At 67.2% G+C, this 19,440-nt stretch carries 19 protein-coding genes; 6 read left to right on the top strand and 13 right to left on the bottom strand.

Going from position 1 to position 19,440, the window contains the following annotated elements:
* The first annotated feature begins 6 nt into the window (after positions 1-6).
* From ACFVWT_RS01920 to ACFVWT_RS01895, 6 genes are all read left to right on the top strand, one after another.
* Positions 7-1,236 carry an MFS transporter gene (locus ACFVWT_RS01920; RefSeq protein WP_390244753.1) on the top strand — a complete coding sequence of 410 codons (1,230 nt, stop codon included), beginning with the start codon at positions 7-9 and terminating at the stop codon, positions 1,234-1,236.
* Complete coding sequence (locus tag ACFVWT_RS01915) at positions 1,233-1,913, top strand: FadR/GntR family transcriptional regulator (protein ID WP_390244752.1); 681 nt, start codon at positions 1,233-1,235, stop codon at positions 1,911-1,913. Before ACFVWT_RS01920 ends, ACFVWT_RS01915 begins: the two co-directional genes overlap by 4 nt.
* A gap of 123 nt (positions 1,914-2,036) precedes the next feature.
* Positions 2,037-3,200 (top strand): AI-2E family transporter, encoded by a 1,164-nt coding sequence (locus ACFVWT_RS01910; RefSeq protein ID WP_390244750.1) that lies wholly within the window; start codon positions 2,037-2,039, stop codon positions 3,198-3,200.
* A gap of 21 nt (positions 3,201-3,221) precedes the next feature.
* Positions 3,222-3,512, top strand: coding sequence for a hypothetical protein (locus tag ACFVWT_RS01905; RefSeq protein WP_390244748.1), 291 nt, complete (start codon positions 3,222-3,224; stop codon positions 3,510-3,512).
* A gap of 2 nt (positions 3,513-3,514) precedes the next feature.
* The gene (locus ACFVWT_RS01900) at positions 3,515-4,342 is read left to right on the top strand and encodes a DUF1206 domain-containing protein (RefSeq protein ID WP_390244746.1); all 828 of its coding nucleotides are present in this window, start codon (positions 3,515-3,517) and stop codon (positions 4,340-4,342) included.
* 41 nt (positions 4,343-4,383) lie between these two features.
* Positions 4,384-4,860, top strand: coding sequence for an SRPBCC family protein (locus ACFVWT_RS01895; RefSeq protein ID WP_390244744.1), 477 nt, complete (start codon positions 4,384-4,386; stop codon positions 4,858-4,860).
* Positions 4,861-4,945: 85 nt separating this feature from the next.
* Here ACFVWT_RS01895 and ACFVWT_RS01890 read toward each other — a convergent pair whose 3' ends face one another.
* From ACFVWT_RS01890 to ACFVWT_RS01830, 13 genes are all read right to left on the bottom strand, one after another.
* Positions 4,946-6,409 carry an FAD-dependent oxidoreductase gene (locus ACFVWT_RS01890; protein ID WP_390244742.1) on the bottom strand — a complete coding sequence of 488 codons (1,464 nt, stop codon included), beginning with the start codon at positions 6,407-6,409 and terminating at the stop codon, positions 4,946-4,948.
* Between the two features lie 105 nt (positions 6,410-6,514).
* The gene (gene cobA / locus ACFVWT_RS01885; protein WP_390244740.1) at positions 6,515-7,771 is read right to left on the bottom strand and encodes a uroporphyrinogen-III C-methyltransferase; all 1,257 of its coding nucleotides are present in this window, start codon (positions 7,769-7,771) and stop codon (positions 6,515-6,517) included.
* 156 nt (positions 7,772-7,927) lie between these two features.
* Positions 7,928-8,224 (bottom strand): putative quinol monooxygenase, encoded by a 297-nt coding sequence (locus ACFVWT_RS01880; RefSeq protein WP_390244738.1) that lies wholly within the window; start codon positions 8,222-8,224, stop codon positions 7,928-7,930.
* Between the two features lie 123 nt (positions 8,225-8,347).
* Positions 8,348-8,809 (bottom strand): SRPBCC family protein, encoded by a 462-nt coding sequence (locus ACFVWT_RS01875; RefSeq protein WP_390244736.1) that lies wholly within the window; start codon positions 8,807-8,809, stop codon positions 8,348-8,350.
* Between the two features lie 158 nt (positions 8,810-8,967).
* Entirely contained in the window at positions 8,968-9,933 is a 966-nt protein-coding gene (locus ACFVWT_RS01870; RefSeq protein ID WP_390244734.1) for an ABC transporter permease, read from the bottom strand.
* Positions 9,923-10,648, bottom strand: a complete 726-nt coding sequence (locus ACFVWT_RS01865; protein ID WP_011692946.1) for an ABC transporter ATP-binding protein — start codon at positions 10,646-10,648, stop codon at positions 9,923-9,925. Before ACFVWT_RS01865 ends, ACFVWT_RS01870 begins: the two co-directional genes overlap by 11 nt.
* Before the next feature lie 68 nt (positions 10,649-10,716).
* Positions 10,717-11,874: an ABC transporter substrate-binding protein gene (locus tag ACFVWT_RS01860; protein WP_390244732.1), complete on the bottom strand. Its 1,158-nt coding sequence runs from the start codon at positions 11,872-11,874 to the stop codon at positions 10,717-10,719.
* A 126-nt stretch (positions 11,875-12,000) separates the two neighbouring features.
* A complete protein-coding gene (locus ACFVWT_RS01855; protein ID WP_390244730.1) occupies positions 12,001-13,011 on the bottom strand; it encodes a GTP pyrophosphokinase family protein in 1,011 nt (336 codons plus the stop codon).
* Between the two features lie 154 nt (positions 13,012-13,165).
* A complete protein-coding gene (locus ACFVWT_RS01850) occupies positions 13,166-14,332 on the bottom strand; it encodes an RtcB family protein (protein ID WP_390244728.1) in 1,167 nt (388 codons plus the stop codon).
* A 111-nt stretch (positions 14,333-14,443) separates the two neighbouring features.
* Positions 14,444-15,865: a sulfate adenylyltransferase subunit 1 gene (locus tag ACFVWT_RS01845; RefSeq protein WP_390244726.1), complete on the bottom strand. Its 1,422-nt coding sequence runs from the start codon at positions 15,863-15,865 to the stop codon at positions 14,444-14,446.
* The gene (gene cysD, locus ACFVWT_RS01840; protein WP_390244724.1) at positions 15,865-16,812 is read right to left on the bottom strand and encodes a sulfate adenylyltransferase subunit CysD; all 948 of its coding nucleotides are present in this window, start codon (positions 16,810-16,812) and stop codon (positions 15,865-15,867) included. The genes ACFVWT_RS01845 and cysD overlap by 1 nt, the downstream gene beginning before the upstream one ends.
* Positions 16,809-17,651, bottom strand: a complete 843-nt coding sequence (locus ACFVWT_RS01835) for a phosphoadenylyl-sulfate reductase (RefSeq protein ID WP_390244722.1) — start codon at positions 17,649-17,651, stop codon at positions 16,809-16,811. Before ACFVWT_RS01835 ends, cysD begins: the two co-directional genes overlap by 4 nt.
* A complete protein-coding gene (locus ACFVWT_RS01830; protein ID WP_390244720.1) occupies positions 17,648-19,393 on the bottom strand; it encodes a nitrite/sulfite reductase in 1,746 nt (581 codons plus the stop codon). The genes ACFVWT_RS01835 and ACFVWT_RS01830 overlap by 4 nt, the downstream gene beginning before the upstream one ends.
* Positions 19,394-19,440 lie beyond the last annotated feature (47 nt).

The raw sequence follows: 19,440 nt of genomic DNA, 5'->3' as shown, positions 1-19,440 counted from the left end.
TTAAGCATGGCAACCACGACGACGGCACCTCCCGGAACTGACACCTCACCCGCCGCAACGGCCGGCGCAGCCCGGCCGCGCGCCGTCGTCGTCCTCGGGATCATTGCCGTGGTGCTGATCGGGCTGAACCTCCGCGCCGGCATTACCGGGGCCTCCGCCCTCCTCCACGACCTTCAGGAAGTCCTGGGCTATGGGGCGTTCATCGCCGCCGTCATCCCCTCCATTCCGACCCTCTGCTTCGCTGTAGCCGGTGCGGCCACCTCCTGGCTGACGCGCCGGATGGGCGTGGAGAAGGCGATCCTGCTGGCACTGGGCATGCTGGCAGCCGGGCTCCTGCTGCGCGGCATCCCGTCCACGGGCATGCTGCTGGCAGGGACAGTGGTGGGGATGTCCGGGCTCGCCGTCTGCAACGTGGCCATGCCGTCGTTTATCCGCGAGCACTACGCGCACCGCACGTCCCTCATGACGGCGCTTTATACGGTCACGATGACCACGGGCGCCACGGTCACCGCCGTGCTGGTGGTCCCGGTGGCGCAGCTCCTGGGCTCGGCGTCGGCTGGCCTGGGCGCCATCGGCCTGCTGTCCGTGGCCGCCTTCCTGGGCTTCCTGCCGGTGGCACTCCACGCACACCGGAATGCAACCCCGGGCCGGGGAACCAATGTATCCCCGTGGCCCCTCCTGCGGACCCGGACCGGCGCACTGCTCACCGCGATATTCACGCTCCAGGCGCTCCTCGCCTACGCCGTACTCAGCTGGTTCCCGTACATGCTCACCACCACCGGGCTGACAGCCACGGACAGCGGGCTGATGTTCGGACTGATGCAGCTGGTCTCCGTCCCGGCCGGCATGGTGCTGATCGCCATCGGCTCCCGGCCGCGGATGCTGCGCCCGGCGTTCTACCTCGCCAGCGTCACCATGCTCTCCGGCGTGGCCGCCCTCATGCTGCTGCCTGCCACGCTCGCCGCCGTCCCGGCAGTGCTGCTGGGATTCGGCCTCGGCATCTTCCCGCTGGTCATGGTGATGATCAGCCGCAGCGGGCGCACGACGGCGGAAACCACCGCCATGTCCACGCTGGCACAGTCCGTGGGCTACCTGCTCGCCACGGCCGGACCGTTCGGAATGGGCCTGCTGCACAGTGCCACCGGCGGCTGGACGGTACCCTTGGTGTTGCTGCTCGCCATCGCCCTGGCCCAGATCGTGGTGGGGCACCTACTGACGGCAAGGACCCGGTCATGACCCTCACCGCTTCGCACCGGCCCGTACTGGCCGACGAGATCACGGACAAGCTCCGCGGGATGATCCACTCCGGCGAATGGCAGCTGCAGCAGAAGATCCCCGCCGAGCCCGAGCTGATGGCCCGGCTGGGCGTCTCCCGGGGCACCCTGCGCGAGGCGATCAAGGCGCTGGCCCACAGCGGAATGCTGGAAGTCCGCCGCGGCGACGGCACCTATGTCCGGGCAACCAGCGAGATCTCCGGCGCGGCGCAACGCATGTACAAGGACCACACCCAGGAACACATCCTCGAGGTCCGCATAGGCCTGGACACCCAGGCGGCCCGGCTGGCAGCACGCAACGCCAAACCGGAACATATTGCCGCCATGAAGGCCCTGCTCACGGAGCGCCGCGACGCCTGGAACTCCGAGGATTACGCCGCCTGGGCACGCGCCGACTGGGATTTCCACGTGTTGGTGGCGCAGGCATCCGGGAATCCGCTGCTGCACGAGCTGTACGTCAGCTTTGGCGGCGTGTTCCACGCGGACCTGCTTCGGCAGCAGCGCCGCAGCGGCTTCAACGGGCTCCCTGACGAAGGGCACGGCGAGCTGGTCGAAGCCATCGAGGCGCACGATGAAGCCGCCGCCGTGGACAGCGTCAACCGGAACCTGAACTCCTGCGCGGAGTGGCTCGGCTTGTAGGGACTGCGGCCGATCAGCGGCAAGCCCGGTAAATCAGTAGGCTTAGCTGTTTGGGGAGCCCCCGTCCCGGCCTGAGCCGGCTTGGGCGTCCCGTTCTTGCACGCTGACGAATTGGAGTACCCCTTGGCCAGATCAGTCGACATCACCGTGGACGGCAAACGCCCGGACCCCTGGGCGGACGGCCTGGGCAGGGCGGGCGTTCGCTCGGCCCAGGTCCTGCTGGTCCTCACCGTGGTGGTGGTGTCCGTCTTCGCGCTGCTGCAGATCCGGCTGCTGGTCATTCCCGTGCTGATCGCCCTGATCCTGGCAGCTGCGATCGCGCCGTTCGTCAACCTCCTGAAGCGCCGGGGCCTGCCAGGCTCAGCGGCTACGGCGGTGGCTTTCGTGGCCCTGCTCGCCGTGCTGGCCGGCGTCACCACAGTCATTGTGGCCTCCATCCGCAGCCAGTGGGGCGAACTGGTAAGCCAGGCATCGTCCGGCCTGGATGAGCTGCAGTCCTTCCTGCTCAACGGCCCCGTTCCCGTGGACGGCGAGCAGATCGAACAGGCCCGCACAGCCATCGTGGACTTCGCCGCCAGCAGCCAGGTCCGTTCCGGAGCCATCACCGGACTGTCCGTCATCACCGAGTTCCTTGCCGGTGCCAGCCTGATGGTGGTCATCCTGTTCTTCTTCCTCAAGGACGGGACCGGAATCTGGAATTTCTTCCTGCGGCCCTACACCGGAGCCCGCGAGGCCAAGCTGCGCCGCTCGGGCGCACGCACCATCCAGGTCCTGGGTGATTACGTGCGCGGGACGGCCATCGTTGCTTTGGTGGACACCCTGGCAATCGGCACTGCGCTGCTGATCCTGCAGGTTCCGCTGGCCATCCCGCTGGCCATCATCGTCTTCATCGGCGCATTCGTCCCGATCGTGGGCGCCACCGTGGCGGGCATCCTCGCCGCCCTGGTGGCGCTGGTAGCCAACGGTCCCGTGGTGGCGCTGGTTGTGGTGATCGTGGTCATCGCCGTCAACCAGCTTGAGGGCAACCTGCTTCAACCCGTGGTGATGGGCAAGTCCCTGCAGCTGCATGCCCTGGTGATCCTGCTGGCCCTGACTGCCGGAACCATCCTCGCCGGCATCATCGGCGCAGTGCTCTCCGTTCCGCTGGCCGCCGTGGTCTGGGCGATCATCCAGGTCTGGACAACTGACGGCAAGGAACAAGGGCACGCGGACTCCGCGGCCACTGAAACTGGCACTGAGGAAGCGGACTCCGCGGACCGGGACCTTGCTGCCGCGGACAACGGGTGAATGATGCGTAAAATCAGCGATATGAACGGATCCGGAACGCTTTTCGGTTGGGCATTTGGGGACCTCTCCAGATCAGGAGACGAGGCGTATCTGGACGAACTGCGCCGCGACGCCCTCGCCAACGCCACCCAGGATGCCGTCTCGCGCGGCTTCGGCGTTGAAGAGGGCACCGAAACCTACACGGTCATCAACCCGGACGAAACCCTGGCGGATGTCCACACGGCGCCGGAGCAGCTCATTGTCCGCTGCACCGTGAAACTTACCGGCCCGGGCGCCGACACGGTCCATGCCGAAGGCCCCATGAACGGCTAGCGATGGCGGACGAGGACACGGCCATCGGCGAAGCCGCCGATGCGGCCGAGGCGGTGTCGAACACGAAGGCGCTGGACGTCGTCGCGCGTTCCGGTTTTGCCGTCATGGCTGTGCTCCACATCGTGATCGGGGCCATCGCCATCGCTTTGGCGCTCGGCCAGCCCGGGCAGGCCGAGCCGACCGGAGCCATCGAGCAGCTCGCCGCGAATCCGTGGGGTCCCGCTGTGATGTGGGCGGGGCTGATCGGCTGTGCGGGCCTGGCGCTGTGGCAGCTCAGCGAAGCCACCCTCAGGGCCCGTCACCTCCCGGCAGGCCAGCGGCTCGGCAAGCTGATCTCATCCGGTTTCCTGGCCGTGGCCTACGGCAGCGTGGGACTCACCTTTGCCGGGTTCGCGCTTGGAATGCCCGGCGACTCCGGCGATTCCACGAAGGACTTCAGCACGGCCGTGGTGCGCGGGCCGCTGGGGGTTCCGGCGCTCATCGCGCTGGGGCTGACCGTGATCGGCGTCGGGATCTATTTCATCGTCAAGGGCGTCCGGAAACAGTTCAAAGAGGAACTGCACCATTTCGAAGGATCCCGGCGCGGACGCGTGATCAGCGCGCTCGGCGTTGCCGGCCATGTCGCCAAAGGCGTCGCCCTGGTCCTTGCGGGACTGCTGTTCGTGGTGGCAGCCGCCACCAACCGCCCCGGCGAATCAACCGGGCTGGACGGCAGCCTCAAGGCGCTGCGGGACCACCCCGCGGGGCCGTATTTCCTGACTGCCATTGCGGCTGGCCTCATCAGCTACGGATTGTTCGCCCTGGTCCGGGCTGGATTTGGCCGCATGTAGGCTGGCACAACCGAGTACGGAGCACAGAAAGCGAGCACATGATGGCTACTGTTTCCAAGAGTTTCCTCACGCCTCCGGCCGACGCCTGGAACGTCATCGCCGACGGCTGGCTCTACTCCGGCTGGGTGGTGGGCGCCTCAAGGATCAGGGATGTGGACGCACTGTGGCCCGCTGCCGGTGCGGTGCTGCATCACTCGGTGGGAGCGTGGCCGCTGCTGATCAACGACAAAACCACAGTGACGGCGTCGGTTCCGGGCAAGTCCATCGAACTGCTGGCACGCGGCTGGCCGCTGGGCGAGGCCAAAGTGGTGATCACCTTGGAGCCTGACGCGACCGGGTGCAAGGTGACCATGGCCGAGGACGCCGTCAAAGGGCCCGGCCGGAAGATCCCGAAGTTCATCCGCGACCCGCTGATCTCGGTCCGGAACACCGAAACGCTGAACCGGCTGGAGCTCATGGCCTCGGGTGGCGCAGGCAGCTCGGGTGGCGCGGGGAGCCCGGGTGGCGCAGGGAATTAAGCCGAAGCGCAAACTGGCAGCTAACGGCCGTCAAACCCGGGGTTTGCGGTCATTAGCTGCCAGTTCGCGCTAAGAAATGATGGAGCTAGACCTGCGCGGCCACGCCGTCGCGGGAGATGGAAACCATGTCCTCGCGCGGCACAACCTTGACCCGCTCGCGGGCAACTTCCACGCCGTGCGATCCGGTCTCGGTGGCCTTCTCGCCGAGGGCGCGCTCATGCGCGTCCAGTGCCAGCCAGCCTTCCCAGCTGGTGTACTTCACACCGCGGTTTTCCAGGAGTTCGACGACGGCATCCGGCGCCGGTGACGCTGCAAGCGGCAGGTTCGCGCGGTCTTCCAGCAGGTAAGTCACAGTCTCCACGGCGTCGCCCTTGGTGTGGCCGATCAGGCCCACCGGTCCGCGCTTGATCCAGCCGGTGGCGTAGATGCCCGGCACATGGGTGCCGGAAGCGTCCAGGACGCGGCCGCCGTCGTTCGGTACAACGCCCTTCTTGTGGTCGAACTCGACCTCGGGGAGGGCGGAACCGAAGTAGCCGATCGCACGGTAGACGGCCTGGACCGGGTAGTCCACGAACTCGCCGGTGCCGCGGGCGTTGCCCGTCCCGTCCAGCTCGGTGCGCTCAAACTTGATGCCGGCGACGCGGCCGGGGGTCTCAGCGTCGTCGTACACCTCAACCGGGCTGTGCAGGAAGTGCAGGTGCAGCCGGCGGGAGGCCGTGAGCTCGGAAAGGTCTTCCGGCTGCTCGGCAATCCAGTTGGTGAGCGTGCCGACCATGGTCTTGGTCTGGTTGTTGCTCTGGACCTGGCGGTCGGATTCCTCGTCGAACTCGAAGTCCTCCGGGTACAGGATGATGTCCACGTCCTTGGAGTGGGCCAGTTCGCGCAGTTCCAGCGGGGTGAACTTCACCTGGGCCGGGCCGCGGCGGCCGAAGACGTGCACGTCCGTGACCGGGGAGGACTTCAGGCCGGCGTAGACGTTGTCCGGGATTTCGGAGACCAGCAGGTCATCGGCGTGCTTGGAGAGCATGCGGGCCACGTCCAGGGCCACGTTGCCGTTGCCGATCACGGCGATTTCCTTGGCGTCCAGCGGCCATTCGCGGGATACGTCGGGGTGGCCGTCGTACCAGGACACGAAGTCGGCGCCGCCGTAGGAGCCCTCGAGTTCGATGCCCGGGATGTTCAGGTCCGCGTCCTTGATGGCGCCGGTGGCGAAGATGACGGCGTCGTAGTGGGTGCGGAGATCCTCGATGGAGAGGTCCGTGCCGTAGTCAACGTTGCCGAAGAACCGGATGTCGCCGCGGTCCAGGACCTTGTGCAGGGCGTTGACGATGCCCTTGATGCGCGGGTGGTCCGGAGCCACGCCGTAGCGGATCAGGCCGTAGGGCGCCGGGTAGCGGTCAAAGAGGTCGATGCTCACGGTCAGCTCGCCGCTCTTGACGGCTTCGCTCTTGGTGAGGATGTCGGCGGCGTACACGCCGGCGGGGCCGGAACCCACGACGGCGACCCGGAGCGGGCGGGCGGCAGAACCTACGGTGGTGCTAGTTGACACGGCTGTGTTCCTTTTTTCTGTCACGGCCCAACTGACTCGCACTTAACGTCGTGAAAACGGCTTTTGGGAGCGTTAACTGCGAGCTAGTTGGGAAGGGGCTTCGGGCTACTTGGTCAGTACGCGGGGGCGGTTCGGGGTGGTGGTGCTGTAGTCGGCGGTCTTGAAGTGCGACGGCGCGAACGGGCTGACGCGGACAACGTCACCGATCACGATCACCGCGGGATTCGCGACGCCGGCGGCCTCGGCCTGGTCAGCGATGGAACCGACAGTGCCGATGGTCACGCGCTGATTGGGCAAATAGCCGTTCTCAACGATGCCAACTGGAGTGTCCTGAGGCAAACCGGCAGCGGCCAGGGCTGCGGTGGATTCGCGGAGCTGGCCCACTCCCATGAGCAGCACGATGGTGTGGTCGGACCGGGCCGGGACCTCGGAGAGTTCCTCGTGCCCGGTGACCACGCTGAAGCCCTTGGCCAGGCCGCGGTGCGTGACGGGAATGCCGGCTGCAGCGGGAACGGAAATCGCCGACGTCACGCCGGAGACCACTTCAACCTCGACGCCGTGCTGGCGGCAGAACTCGGCTTCTTCGCCGCCGCGTCCCAGCACGTAGGGGTCGCCGCCCTTGAGCCTGACCACCCGGTGGCCGGCGAGGGCTTCGTCGACGAGGATCCGGTTGATGTCGGCCTGGGGCACGGGATGGTGGCCGGGGGTCTTGCCCACCTCGATGACGCGGACGTCCGGGGCGAGTTCGTTCAGCAGGTCGCGGGGGCCCAGGCGGTCGGCCACTACGACGTCGGCCTGGCCGAGGAGCCTACGGCCGCGGACGGTGATGAGCCCGGTGTCGCCGGGTCCGCCGCCCACGAGGGCCACGCTTCCGCGGTGGGCCCGCTGGCGGCGCAGCGGGAGGTCGCCGGTTTCCAGCGCGGTGGCCACGGCGTCGCGGAGGGCCATGGCGCGGCGCGGGTCTCCCCCGGCGTTCACGGCGATCTGCACGTCGTCAACGACGGCGACGGCGGGGGTCCAGGCGGCGGAAGCTTCGTGGTCCGAGGCGTTGACGCACCAGATGCGCTGCGCCTCGGCGTCGGCCGAGACTTGGGCATCCACCACGGAATCGCCGGTGGCTGTCTGGACGAACCAGACGCCGTCGACGTCGGACGGACGGTAGGGGCGCTGCTCCCAGGTGAGGAGGCCGGCGTCGGCCAGTTCCTCAAGTCCCGCAGAGGCAACGGGGGCAACCACGGTTACCCGTGCACCGGCGTCGAGCAGCCCTTTGGCGCGGCGCGTGGCCACCGGCCCGCCGCCCACCACCAGTACGGGGCGGCCCAGCAGGCGCAGTGCCGTGGGGTAGATGTCCTGAATTGCCATAAATCGACGATAGGGCCGCGTCACATACCGGAACAATGGCGCGGAAACACCAGTTCACGTAAGGTAACGCTGCGTCACATTGCTTGTGGACCTGCCAGTGGTGGGCCTGCGGACCGCAGTGTGGGTGTGCGCCTTATCTGGGGCTTTCCCTCGGCCCTATTTCACGGCGATGAGGTCGATCAGCTTAATGTCGGGATCCTTGGCGAGCATGGCCGGGCCGTGTTCAGCGAGTGCAGCCGGAATGGCGCCGTTGAGGTGCGCCTGCCTGTCCTCCTCGGTATCAAAAGTGTCGAAAATGCCGAACGTGTTTTCGCTGACCCGGAAGGCATACCAGGTCCGGGTGCCCGGTTCGTTGTCCACGATCTCCCGGCCTCCGTTGAGGAAGTCCCAAACTTCCTGTTCTTTACCCGGCTTCGCCTCGACCATAGCCAGCAGTCCCAGTTTCGGTGCCATGGCTGTCTCCTCAAATCGTAGGAACCGGGCGATGCCGGCCTTTTCGCGAGTCTAGGCACTTGGTTCGGGCCGGACAAGGGTCCGCCCGTTCGGCGGCCGAGGGACGGCCCGGCGACGCGCAGGCTAGGCCTGCGGGTTGTCGGGCAGCCCGGCGAGGTACAGCCCGCGGACGGCGATGAGCCGCTCCAGGGACCGGCGCAGCACCAGCCGCTCCGCGATCCGCCCGAGCAGGCCGAACGGGGCCGTGAATTCCACCCGGTCCGTCATGATGCTGCCGCGGGCCGTCTGCTCGAACTCGTGGACATGGCGGAAGGCCTTGAACGGCCCGCGGACCTGCTCGTCCGTGAAACTCTCGGGAAAGTGCAGGGAGGTCACTCGGCTCGTCATTGTGAGCGGCACCCCGAAGTGCCGTGCCCGCCAGGTCACTTCCTGCCCCTGGCCGATCAGGCCTGAGGTTACGCCCGCCACAGCCCGCTCCCCCGCGTCAGCCTGCGTTTCAAGGTGCATGTCGATGCTCCGGGCGAGGTCGAACAGCCGTTCCCGGGGCAGGGCGGATTCGGTGCGGCACACGAAACTGACGGTCATGCCGCCCAGTCTGCCAGCCCCGTCTGAAAGCAACACGTCGCGGCGATCGCGGCCGCCGGAGCACCTCAACCAGACAGAAAAGCAGAGCACGACGGCGGGACTCGCCGTCGGGCTCTGCCCTGTTCTCTTCGGGCGGCCTGGGCTGCCCGGGCGGCCCCTCAGCGGGTGCTGCCGGCGAGGAGTCCGCGGCGCCGGAGGAGGCGCTTCTCAATCGGCGCGAAGACCAGCAGTTCGATCAGGATGCCCACGGCCAGGATCAACAGGATGGCCGACATCACGATGGTCATGTCCGCCAGGTCGCGGCCCTGGTTCAGCATGGAGCCCAGGCCGAAGCCGATGGTCCCGCCCACTGCGATGATTTCCGCGGCCATGAGGGACCGCCAGGAGAACGCCCAGCCCTGCTTCAGTCCGCTCAGGTAGCCCGGCAGGGCGGCCGGAAGGATGATCTGCAGGGCCATCTGCAGCCGGTTGGCGCCCAGGACGGTGCCGACGCTGCGGTACTGCGGCGGGATCTGGTCCACGCCGGAGATCAGCCCGTTGATGATGGACGGGATGGCGCCCATGAACACCACGAAGTACACCGTGGCATCCGTGAGGCCGAACCAGATAATGGCCGCGGGCACCCAGGCCACGGACGGCAGCACCTGCAACCCGGAGATGAGCGGGCCGAACGCCCGGCGCAGCGGGGCGACCTGTGCCAGCAGGAGCCCGATCGGCGTCGCAATCACCACACTGATCAGGAAGCCGATGATTCCGCGCTGCAACGACGTCCAGACCGCTTCCTGCAGGGAACCTTCAGCCCACAGGGTACCGAACTGGCCCAGCACATCCAGCGGGCCGGGCACCAGGTCCCGGCGCTTGAAGCCGAGCGAAACGTAGAACTGCCACGCCAGGACCAGCACCACGAGAGCGGCCACCGGGAGCAGGATGCGGCTCCAGTCGATGCGCGCCGCCCGCGCAGCGTCCGACTGCAGGGAGTCAAGGCCGGATTCGAGCTCGCGCAGGTCCTCGTTGCCCGTGGAGGACCGGGTCAGGGCCGCGTGGACCTTGCGGGTTTCGGGCTCGGCGGTGGACGCCGGGCCGTTGGCGGGGGCCTCGGCCAGTGGTGTCGGGTTACTTGGCATGGCGGCGGATCTCCTCTCGCAGCCGGGCGGTGATGACCCCGGTCAGCTGTCCGGCAAGACCGGCGTCGGTACGGTGTTCCTCGGTGACGTTCCATTCCTGGACCACCCGGCCGGGGCGTGAGGACAGCAGGAGCACCCGCTGGCCCAGCCGGACGGCTTCACGGACGTTGTGCGTCACAAAGACGATGGTGCGGCCGGTTTCCTTCCAGATCCGTTCCAGTTCGTCGTGGAGGAGGTCGCGGGTGATGGCGTCCAAGGCGGCGAACGGCTCGTCCATGAGCAGCAGCTGCCGGTCCTGGGCCAGGGAGCGGGCCAGGGAGACGCGCTGGCGCATGCCGCCGGAGAGCTCGTGCGGGCGCTTGTCCCCGGCCCCGCCCAGGTGCACCAGGTCCAGCAGTTCGTTGGCTTTGGTGCGCCGCCCGGCCTTGCCCACGCCGCGCAGCTTCAGGGCGAGTTCGATGTTTTCCCGGGCGGTCAGCCACGGGAAGAGTGCGGCGTCCTGGAACATGAAGGCTGCGCCGTCGCTGGGGACCTCCAGGGCGCCCGACGTCGGGAGTTCCAGTCCCGCCATGATGTTCAGCAGGGTTGACTTGCCGCAGCCGGAGGCGCCGAGGAGGGCGACGAACTCGCCTTGCGCGATGCTGGCGTTGACGTCGTCCAGCACCGGGGCGCCGTCGCCGAAGCGCTTGCCCAGGTTTTCCAGTACGACTGGCATGGTCCTGTCCTTACGTTGAGGGGGCTGGTGGTGGTGCTCAGGGTGGTGTTTTGGGTGGTGCGTGCCGGTCAGTCGTTGCCGAGTCCGGCTGCGGAGACCGGTTTGCCGCCGGTTTCTGCGGTGACGCTGTTCAGGGCGGTGAGGTCGAAGATGCCGTTGATGTCCGCCTGCTTGGTGGTGCCGGCCTTCACGCCGTCCTCGAGCAGTTTCTTGTAGGTTCCGGCCAGCGGATCCACGGTGAAGACGATGTTCTTGAGTGACCGGTCGATGACGTCGGCAGGGAGTTCGGCTCCGCCGGACTCCTTCAGCGCTGTGTTGAGCACGCTCGCCTTTTCCGCAGCGGGAGTGTCATTGAGCCAGGCGACGGACTCGGCGTGGCCCTTCAGCAGGGCCTTGACGGTGTCCGGGTGGTCCGCGGCGAACTTCTTGTTCACGATCAGGATGGTGGTGGGGAACTCGCCCGGCTTGCCCGTCAGCGACCCGTCCCACAAATCCTTCTCGTCCACCAGCACCTTCGCGCCGGCCTGCAGCACCAGCCGGGACGCCCACGGCTCGGGCAGCCACGCGCCGTCGAGCTTGCCGTCCTGGAACAGCTTCAGCGTCTGCGCGTTCTCGGTCGGGTTGATCGCCACATCCCCGCTGCCGTCGGTGTTCGTCTTGTACCCCTGCCCGGCGAGCCACGCGCGCAGCGCCACATCCTGGGTCCCGCCCAGCTGCGGCGTGGACAGGGTCTTGCCCCTCAAATCCGCCGCCGAGCCGATCTCCGGCTTCACCACCAGCTGCGCCCCGCCCGCCGCCGCACCGGCGATGATGCTCACGGACTCACCCTGGCTCTTCACAAACGAGTTGATCGCCGGGTTCGGACCGATATACGTGGCGTCGATCGCGCCGGCATTCAACGCCTCGATCGCGGCCGGACCGGCGTTGAACACCTGCGTACTGAGCTTCGTCCCGCCCAGGCTCCCGGCAATGAAACCTTCCTTCACGCCCACCAGCGCCGGGGCGTGCGTGACGTTGCCGAAGTAGCCCAGCTTCAACTCCGCGGCAGGCGCCGGGGCCGCCGCCTGGGCTGGGGTGTCACGGGAAAGTGTCGACGCCACCACGGCACCGGCGGCAATGAGCAGCACCAGGCCGAGGGCAACCAGAACCTCGACGGCGCGCTTGTGCTTCGGCTTGTTGCTCTCTCCTGCCACGATGCGGGTCATTCCGGGCTGGGGACTTGTCATTGTTTCACCATAGGGAGTGGCCTAAACGAGGTTCAATGACTCGGAAACCCGGGGTCACGCGCGTTCATGCAGCGTCATATTCGCGAAACACAGGGCAAGGCCATTCCGGCCAGGGCGGCGGCCTGCTCAGTCCTGCATGCGCTCCAGCCGGTAGGTCAGCTTGGCCTCCCGTTTGGGGTCGTCGCCCAGGGATTTGGTGCGGGCAATGTAGTCCACGCCCCACGTCTTCAGCAGGAAGTCGTCGGCTATCCGGACATGGCCGGCAGGGAATTTGTAGTCCATCCGTTTGGCCACGCCGGACCAGTCGGCTGCACCGAAGAGTTCCTCGGCGTCGGCCACGGTCCGCACTCCGTTGGCCGCCAGCAGGTCCCCCAGCCAGCCGTACTGCCGGGCCTGGCTCCTGGGGTGTTCGGACAGCAGCCGGGCGAGCATGTCCTGGAGGATGTCACCGGTGAGCTCGGTTGCGGCGGGGTTGGCGGCGAACTCGGCTGTGCTCTCGGCCTGGCGGCGTTTGACGATGTCGTTGATCGCAGAGAACTGGGCGTCCGCGAGTTCGATCAGGGTGGAGGCCATGGTGAAGGCGCGGTCCACTTCCGCGTTGGCCTCGGCCAGTCCCTTGTAGCGGATGTCATGTTCGAAGGCGGCCCAGGCATGCTGCAGCACGGTCCGGATCTGGACCTCGAAGCGCTCCCCGATGAATGTCTGGCAGCCCACGGGAACGTTCTCGGCAGGGACCTCGAGGATGAGGTGCCGGCCGGCATAGCCGATCTGGCCGCTTCGTCGCTGGGAGCTGGTCTTGTCGTCGTCCTCGCGGCAGCTGAATTGCCCCTTCAGTGCCGTTGCAACGTCCGCAATGTCCGGTTCCAGGAACATGATGACCCGCACGCCAATGAGGTCGTCGAGCTGTTCGAGTCCGCGCTGGTACTTGAATCTGCCGTCCGCCGTGAGCCGGTCAAGCTTTCCCTTGACCGAGCCGGGGTCCTTGACCCGGGCCTGCACGGTGTGGTGGTTGAGTCCGTCATCCCGGAGCCGGGCGCGTATTGCGTGCTCTATTGCTTCCGAGGCCGCGCTCAGCCGGGGCAGCAGCGCGCTGTACTGCTCCAGGGAGCTGGCAACAACTGACTCATGATCTTCCAACCGTTCCCCCCTCAGATCGCCCCTCACCCGGATCACCGCGCAGCGCATCTATCAAGCAGGGTATCCAAGGGAGCAGGTTTCAGCTACTGCCGCGGCCGCGTCAGCTGCAACCGGGCGGAGGAAGCCCTCGTCCCTGTGCCCGGGCCCGCCCAGCTCAATCGCCTTTGACGTTGATCAGCTGCCGAAGGGTGTGACGTATCCTCACCAGGTCCTGCGCGTCGCGCATCACGACGTCAATGGGCTTGTACGCCGCTGGAATCTCATCAATGAACGCCTCTGTGGCACGGAATTCGATCCCTTGCATGGCTTTCTTCAGTTCCGCCAGCGAAAACGCTTTGCGCGCCGCTGTCCGCGAGTACTCACGGCCCGCACCGTGGGGCGAGGAATTGAGTGCCGCCCGGTTTCCCAGCCCTTCCACCACGTAGGACGCGGTGCCCATGGAACCAGGAATCAAACCCGGATCCCCTGCCTCGGCTTTGATGGCACCTTTCCGCGAAACCCAGACGGCCTTGCCGTAATGCGTCTCCTGCCGGGTGAAGTTGTGGTGGCAGTTGATCCGTTCGCGTTCCCGCACCGGACCACCCACCCACTTGCCAAACTGGGTAATGACACGGTCCATCATTTCCTCCCGGTTGAGGAGGGCGAAGTGCTGGGCCCAGCGCAGCTCCACGATGTACCGGTCGAATTGGGGCGTGCCCTCCTCCAAGTACGCCAGGTCAGGGTCAGGCAGGCGGATCTGCTTCTTTGCCGCCATATGCCGTGCCACGCCGATGTGATGCTGCGCGATCTTGTTGCCGACTCCGCGCGAGCCGGAATGCAGGAACAGCCATACGGCGTTTGTCTCGTCCGCGCTCACTTCGATGAAGTGGTTGCCCGAGCCCAGCGAGCCCAGCTGGAGTTCCCACTTTTCCACGTACTGGGAGGGGTTGAAGCCGGCGATGGCTGCCAGCTTTCGCAACTCGGCGATCCGCGGCCCGGCTGAGGCCAGGACAGTCCTGTTATCGTGGCCCGCTGAGAGCGGGATGACCCGTTCAATGTCCTCCCGCAGCCTCTTGCGGTCCTTCGGCAGGTCCGCCAGCGAGTACTGAGTCCTCACGGCGATCATGCCGCAGCCGATGTCCACGCCCACGGCGGCCGGAATGACCGCATGCAGGGTGGGAATCACTGAGCCGACGGTGGCGCCAATGCCCAGGTGGGCATCGGGCATCAACGCCAGATGCGGATGGATGAAGGGCAGTTGTGAGGTTTTCACGGCCTGCTCGCGGGTCTTCTCGTCCAGGATCGAGGCCCAGTTGAGCAGCCTGCTGTTGATGATCTCCACAGTGCACCTCCCACCGACAAGGATACGAAACGACAAAACCGCGGCTTCTTCGCCGGACCCGGCCCTGAAGGTCCGGATCTGCGAGCAAGCCGCGGTTTCGTGCTGCAGGAATCAGATCGAGTAGCGCTCGTCCTCGTGGTCGCCCGGGTGGTCGTTGACCAGGCCGGCGGCCAGGGTGTTGCCGTCCAGCGGATCGATCACCAGGAAGGCGCCGGTGCGGCGGTGGTGGAGGTAGTTTTCCAGCGGCAGCGGGGCGGCGAGCCGAAGCTGCGCGTGGCCGATGTCGTTGAGTTCCAGGCTGGAGGCGCCTTCAAGCTTGAAGGTGGCCAGGTCCAGTTTGCCGCTGACGCTGCGGACCAGGGCCTGCACCGTACGGGTGCCGTGCTTGACCAGCACCTTGGCGCCTTCACGGAGCGGCTTCGGGGACAGCCAGCACAGCGCGGCGTAGAGGTCTGCGGAGGCTTCGCGGACGGTGCCTGCGGCAGCGATCGTGTCACCGCGGGCGACGTCGAACTCGTCGGCAAGGCGCAGCGCTACGGACTGCGGTGCCACGGCCTCGGTGAGCTCTGCGCCCGCGAAGTCGATGCCCGCCACCGTGGTGGTGCGCGGGTCCTGGCCGGGGGTCAGCACGCTGACCTTGTCCCCCACCTTGACCGATCCTTCGGTGATCTGCCCGGCATAGGCACGGTAGTCACGGTATTTTTCGACGTCGAGTCCGCCGGCAACCGCGTCGGGTGCCAGCGCGCCCTGCGGCCGGATGACCAGCTGGACCGGGAAGCGGAAGCTCTCCAGGTGGCTTTCCAGTTCGTCCGCGGCGGGCAGGGTTTCGAGTACTTCGAGCAGGGCCGGGCCGGTGTACCAGGGGGTGCGCTCCGAGCGCTCCACCACGTTGTCGCCGTCGAGCGCGGAAACCGGAACCACCAGCAGGTCGGTGATGCCATCGGCACCGAGGCCCAGTTCGCGGCCCACCTTCTGCACGTCGGCTTCGATCTCGCGGAACACGTCCTCGCTGAAGTCCACCAGGTCGATCTTGTTCACGGCCACGATCACGTGGGCCACGCGCAGCAGCTGCAGCACGGACAAGTGCCGGCGGGTCTGCTCCAGGACACCCTTGCGGGCGTCAATGAGTACGACGACGGCATCCGCGGTGGACGCGCCGGTCACCGTGTTCTTGGTGTACTGCACGTGGCCGGGGCAGTCCGCGAGGATGAAGCTGCGGCGGTCGGTTGCGAAGTAGCGGTAGGCGACGTCGATGGTGATGCCCTGCTCCCGCTCGGCGCGCAGGCCGTCGGTCAGCAGTGCCAGGTCGATGCCGCCTGCGGAGCCGCCGAAACCGCGGTCCGCGGAGGTGCGGGCAACGGCGTCGAGCTGGTCGGCGAGGATCGCCTTGGAGTCGTGCAGGAGGCGGCCCACCAGGGTGGACTTGCCGTCGTCGACCGATCCGGCGGTGGCGAAGCGGAACAGCGAGGCGTGCGCGAGGGGCGCCTCGTCAAGAAGGGCAGCCGCGCGGGCTGTATCGATTTCGGTGCTCATTAGAAATAGCCATCCTTCTTGCGGTCTTCCATGGCTGCCTCGGAGATGCGGTCATCCGCACGGGTGGCGCCACGTTCGGTGATGGTGGAGGCGGCAACTTCAATGACGACGTCGCGCACCGTGGCGGCGGCTGACTCAACAGCGCCGGTGCAGGACATGTCACCCACGGTCCGGTAACGGACGGTCTTGGTAATGACTTCCTCGTGGGGCAGCGGCTGGGACACTTCGCCCACTGCGCGCCACATGCCGTCGCGGGCAAAGACCTCACGGTCGTGGGCGTAATACAGGCCGGGCAGCTCGATGTTTTCGCGCTCGATGTAGCGCCACACATCCAGCTCGGTCCAGTTGCTGATGGGGAACGCGCGGACGTGCTGGCCCACGGTGTGCCGGCCGTTGTACAGGTTCCACAGCTCGGGGCGCTGGTTGCGCGGGTCCCACTGGCCGAATTCGTCGCGGAGGCTGAGGATGCGCTCCTTGGCGCGGGCCTTGTCCTCGTCACGGCGGCCGCCGCCGAAGACGGCGTCGAACTTGTTGCGCTGGATCGCGTCCAGCAGCGGGACGGTCTGCAGCGGGTTGCGCGTACCGTCGGCACGCTCGGCCAGTTCGCCGCTGTCGATGAACTCCTGGACCGAGCCGACAACCAGCTTCAAACCCAGGCGCTCCACCGTGCGGTCGCGGAAGTCGATGACCTCGGGGAAGTTGTGGCCGGTGTCCACGTGCAGCACGGGGAAAGGAACCTTGCCCGGCCAGAACGCCTTGGTGGCCAGGTGCAGCATCACCACGGAGTCCTTGCCGCCGGAGAACAGCAGCGCGGGCTTCTCGAACTCGGCCACCACTTCGCGGATGATGTGGATGGCCTCTGACTCGAGGGTGTCCAGGCTGGAGAGTCTTGTGGAGACGGCCGGGTCAGTCACCTGGGTGGGCTCCTCAGTTAGGAAAGTGCTCATACGTGTAGTCCGCATTCTGTCTTGTCGGTTCCTGCCCAGCGGCCGGCGCGGGGGTCATCGCCGGGCGCTACCTTGCGTGTGCAGGGCTGGCAGCCAATGGACGGGTAGCCCTGTGAAAGCAGCGGGTTGACGGGAAGGAGGTTGTCGTCGGAGTACTGCACCAGCTGGTCGAAGCTCCAGGCGGCCACCGGGTTGACCTTGACCAGGCCGTTGGCCTCGTCCCAGGTGATCAGCGGAGTGTTGGTGCGGGTGGGGGCTTCGTCGCGGCGCACGCCGGTGAACCAGAGTTCGTAGCCCGCCAGGGTGCGGCGCAGCGGGGCCACCTTGCGGAGGGCACAGCACTGGGCGGGGTCGCGGGCGAAGAGGTCCTTGCCGAGGAGGCGGTCCTGCTGCTCCACGGTGTTCTCCGGAAGCACGTCCACCACGTTGACGCGGAGGTTTGCGGCCACCTCGTCGCGCGTGGCGTAGGTTTCCGGAAAGTGGTAGCCGGTCTCGAGGAAGAGGACGTCGACGCCGGGGATCTGGTCCGCGACGAGTGCCGGCAGGACGGCGTCGGCCATGGAGCAGGCCACGGCCACTGCGGGGAGCTCGAAGTTCCGCGCCACCCAGGCGATGACGTCCCTGGCCGGGGCGTCCCAGCCGAGCTCGGCAGCGCCGGCCTCGGCGAGGGCCTTGAGCTCATCGTGGGAGCGGAGCTTCGGGGCGGCGGTTGCCACCGTGGCGTCAACCCGGGCAGAGGCCTCCGCCGGAGCTGCCACGGGGTCTACTCCATTAGAGGGGCCACGACCGCCGGGGTCCCCGGCCGAGCTTGCGAGGTTGGGGAGCGGTTGGGGATTCATTGCAGGTCCTCCTCTTCGGCTGCGTGGGCCCACTCGGCGAAGGTCTGGCCTTCGGCGTGCTCGGCCGCGAACTTCCGGACCACGCGTTCCACGTAGTCGGGCAGGTCCTCGACGTAGACCTTCAGGCCGCGGACGGTGCGTCCGAGGCCGGCTTCCTCGCGAGTGGAGGAAGCCAGCCCGCCGCCCAGGTGGACCTGGAAGCCGGGGCTGGGGTCGCCGTCGGGCGTTGGCAGCATCATGCCCTTGAGCCCGATGTCCGCGGTCTGGATGCGGGCGCAGGAGTTGGGGCAGCCGTTGATGTGCAGGGAAAGCGCGTGGGGCAGCTGGCCGCTCTCCGCCAGGTCCGCGAGGCGGCGTTCCAGCTCGGCCACGGCGGTTGCGGCGGTGACCTTCGTTTCCACGATGGCCAGCTTGCAGTATTCGATGCCGGTGCAGGCGATGGTGCCGCGGCGGAACACGGACGGCCGGGCGGAGAGGCCCAGGGCGTCGAGCTCGGCCACGAGCGGTTCAACTTCGTCCTTGGGCACGTCCAGCACCACGAGCTTCTGGTGCGGCGTGGTGCGCAGGCGGTAGGAGCCGCGGGCTTCGAGGTTGTCCGCGAGCTTCACCAACTGTGCGCCGGAGAGGCGGCCCGCAATCGGGGTGGCGCCGATGAAGAACTTGCCGTCCTTCTGCTCGTGCACGCCCACGTGGTCGCCTGGGGTGGACGGCTTGGGGGCGGCGGGACCGTCGGCCAGCTTGTAGCCGAGGTATTCGTCCTCGAGGATCTGGCGGAACTTCTCGGGTCCCCAGTCAGCCATCAGGAACTTCAGGCGCGCCTTGGTGCGCATGCGGCGGTAACCGTAGTCACGGAAGATGCTGGTGACGCCGAGCCACACGTCTGCTGCCTGCTCAGGCGTGACGAACGCGCCGAGGCGCTTGCCCAGCATGGGGTTGGTGGACAGTGCGCCGCCGGCCCAGAGGTCGTAGCCGATGCCGAGTTCGGGGTGCTTGACGCCCACCAGGGCGAAGTCGTTGATCTCGTGCACCACGTCCTGGCTGGGGTGGCCGGTGATGGCGGTCTTGTACTTGCGCGGCAGGTTGGACAGCAGCGGGTTGCCGATGAACCGCTCCCCCAGCTCTTCGATCAGGGGCGTGGGGTCGATGATTTCGTCCTTAGCGATGCCGGCCACGGGCGAGCCGAGGATGACGCGGGGGACGTCGCCGCAGGCTTCGGTGGTGGACAGGCCCACGCCTTCCAGCCGGTTCCAGATCTCGGGGATGTCCTCCACCCGGATCCAGTGCAGCTGGATGTTCTGGCGGTCGGTGAGGTCGGCTGAATCGCGGGCGAAGTCAACCGAGATGTTGCCGATCACGCGCAGCTGCTCGGTGGTGAGTGCACCGCCGTCGATCCGTACCCGGAGCATGAAGTACTTGTCCTCAAGCTCGTGCGGCTCCAGGGTTGCGGTCTTGCCGCCGTCGATCCCGGGCTTGCGCTGCGTGTAGAGGCCCCACCAGCGGAAGCGGCCGTGCAGGTCCTGGCCCGGGATGGAGTCGAACCCGTCCTTGGAGTAGATGGACTCGATACGCTCGCGGACGTTGAGGCCGTCGTCCTCCTGCTTCCAGGTCTCGTTGGCGTTGAGCGGCGTGGTGCCGTCAACCTTCCACTGGCCGTGCGGCTTCGCTGCCGGTCGGTTGGTGCGTGCGGGTCGCTTGGTGGCAGCGGAGTCCGCGGACGCTCCGGCTAGAGCTGTATCAGTCATGCATCGACTGTAGGTCCCACCGGAAAGCCGTCACAAAGGGTCGGAAA

Source organism: Arthrobacter sp. NPDC058288 (assembly GCF_042880995.1).
Classification (GTDB): Bacteria; Actinomycetota; Actinomycetes; order Actinomycetales; family Micrococcaceae; genus Arthrobacter.
Note: the sequence above shows the minus strand (reverse complement) of the source record. Positions and strands in the feature narration are given on the sequence as shown.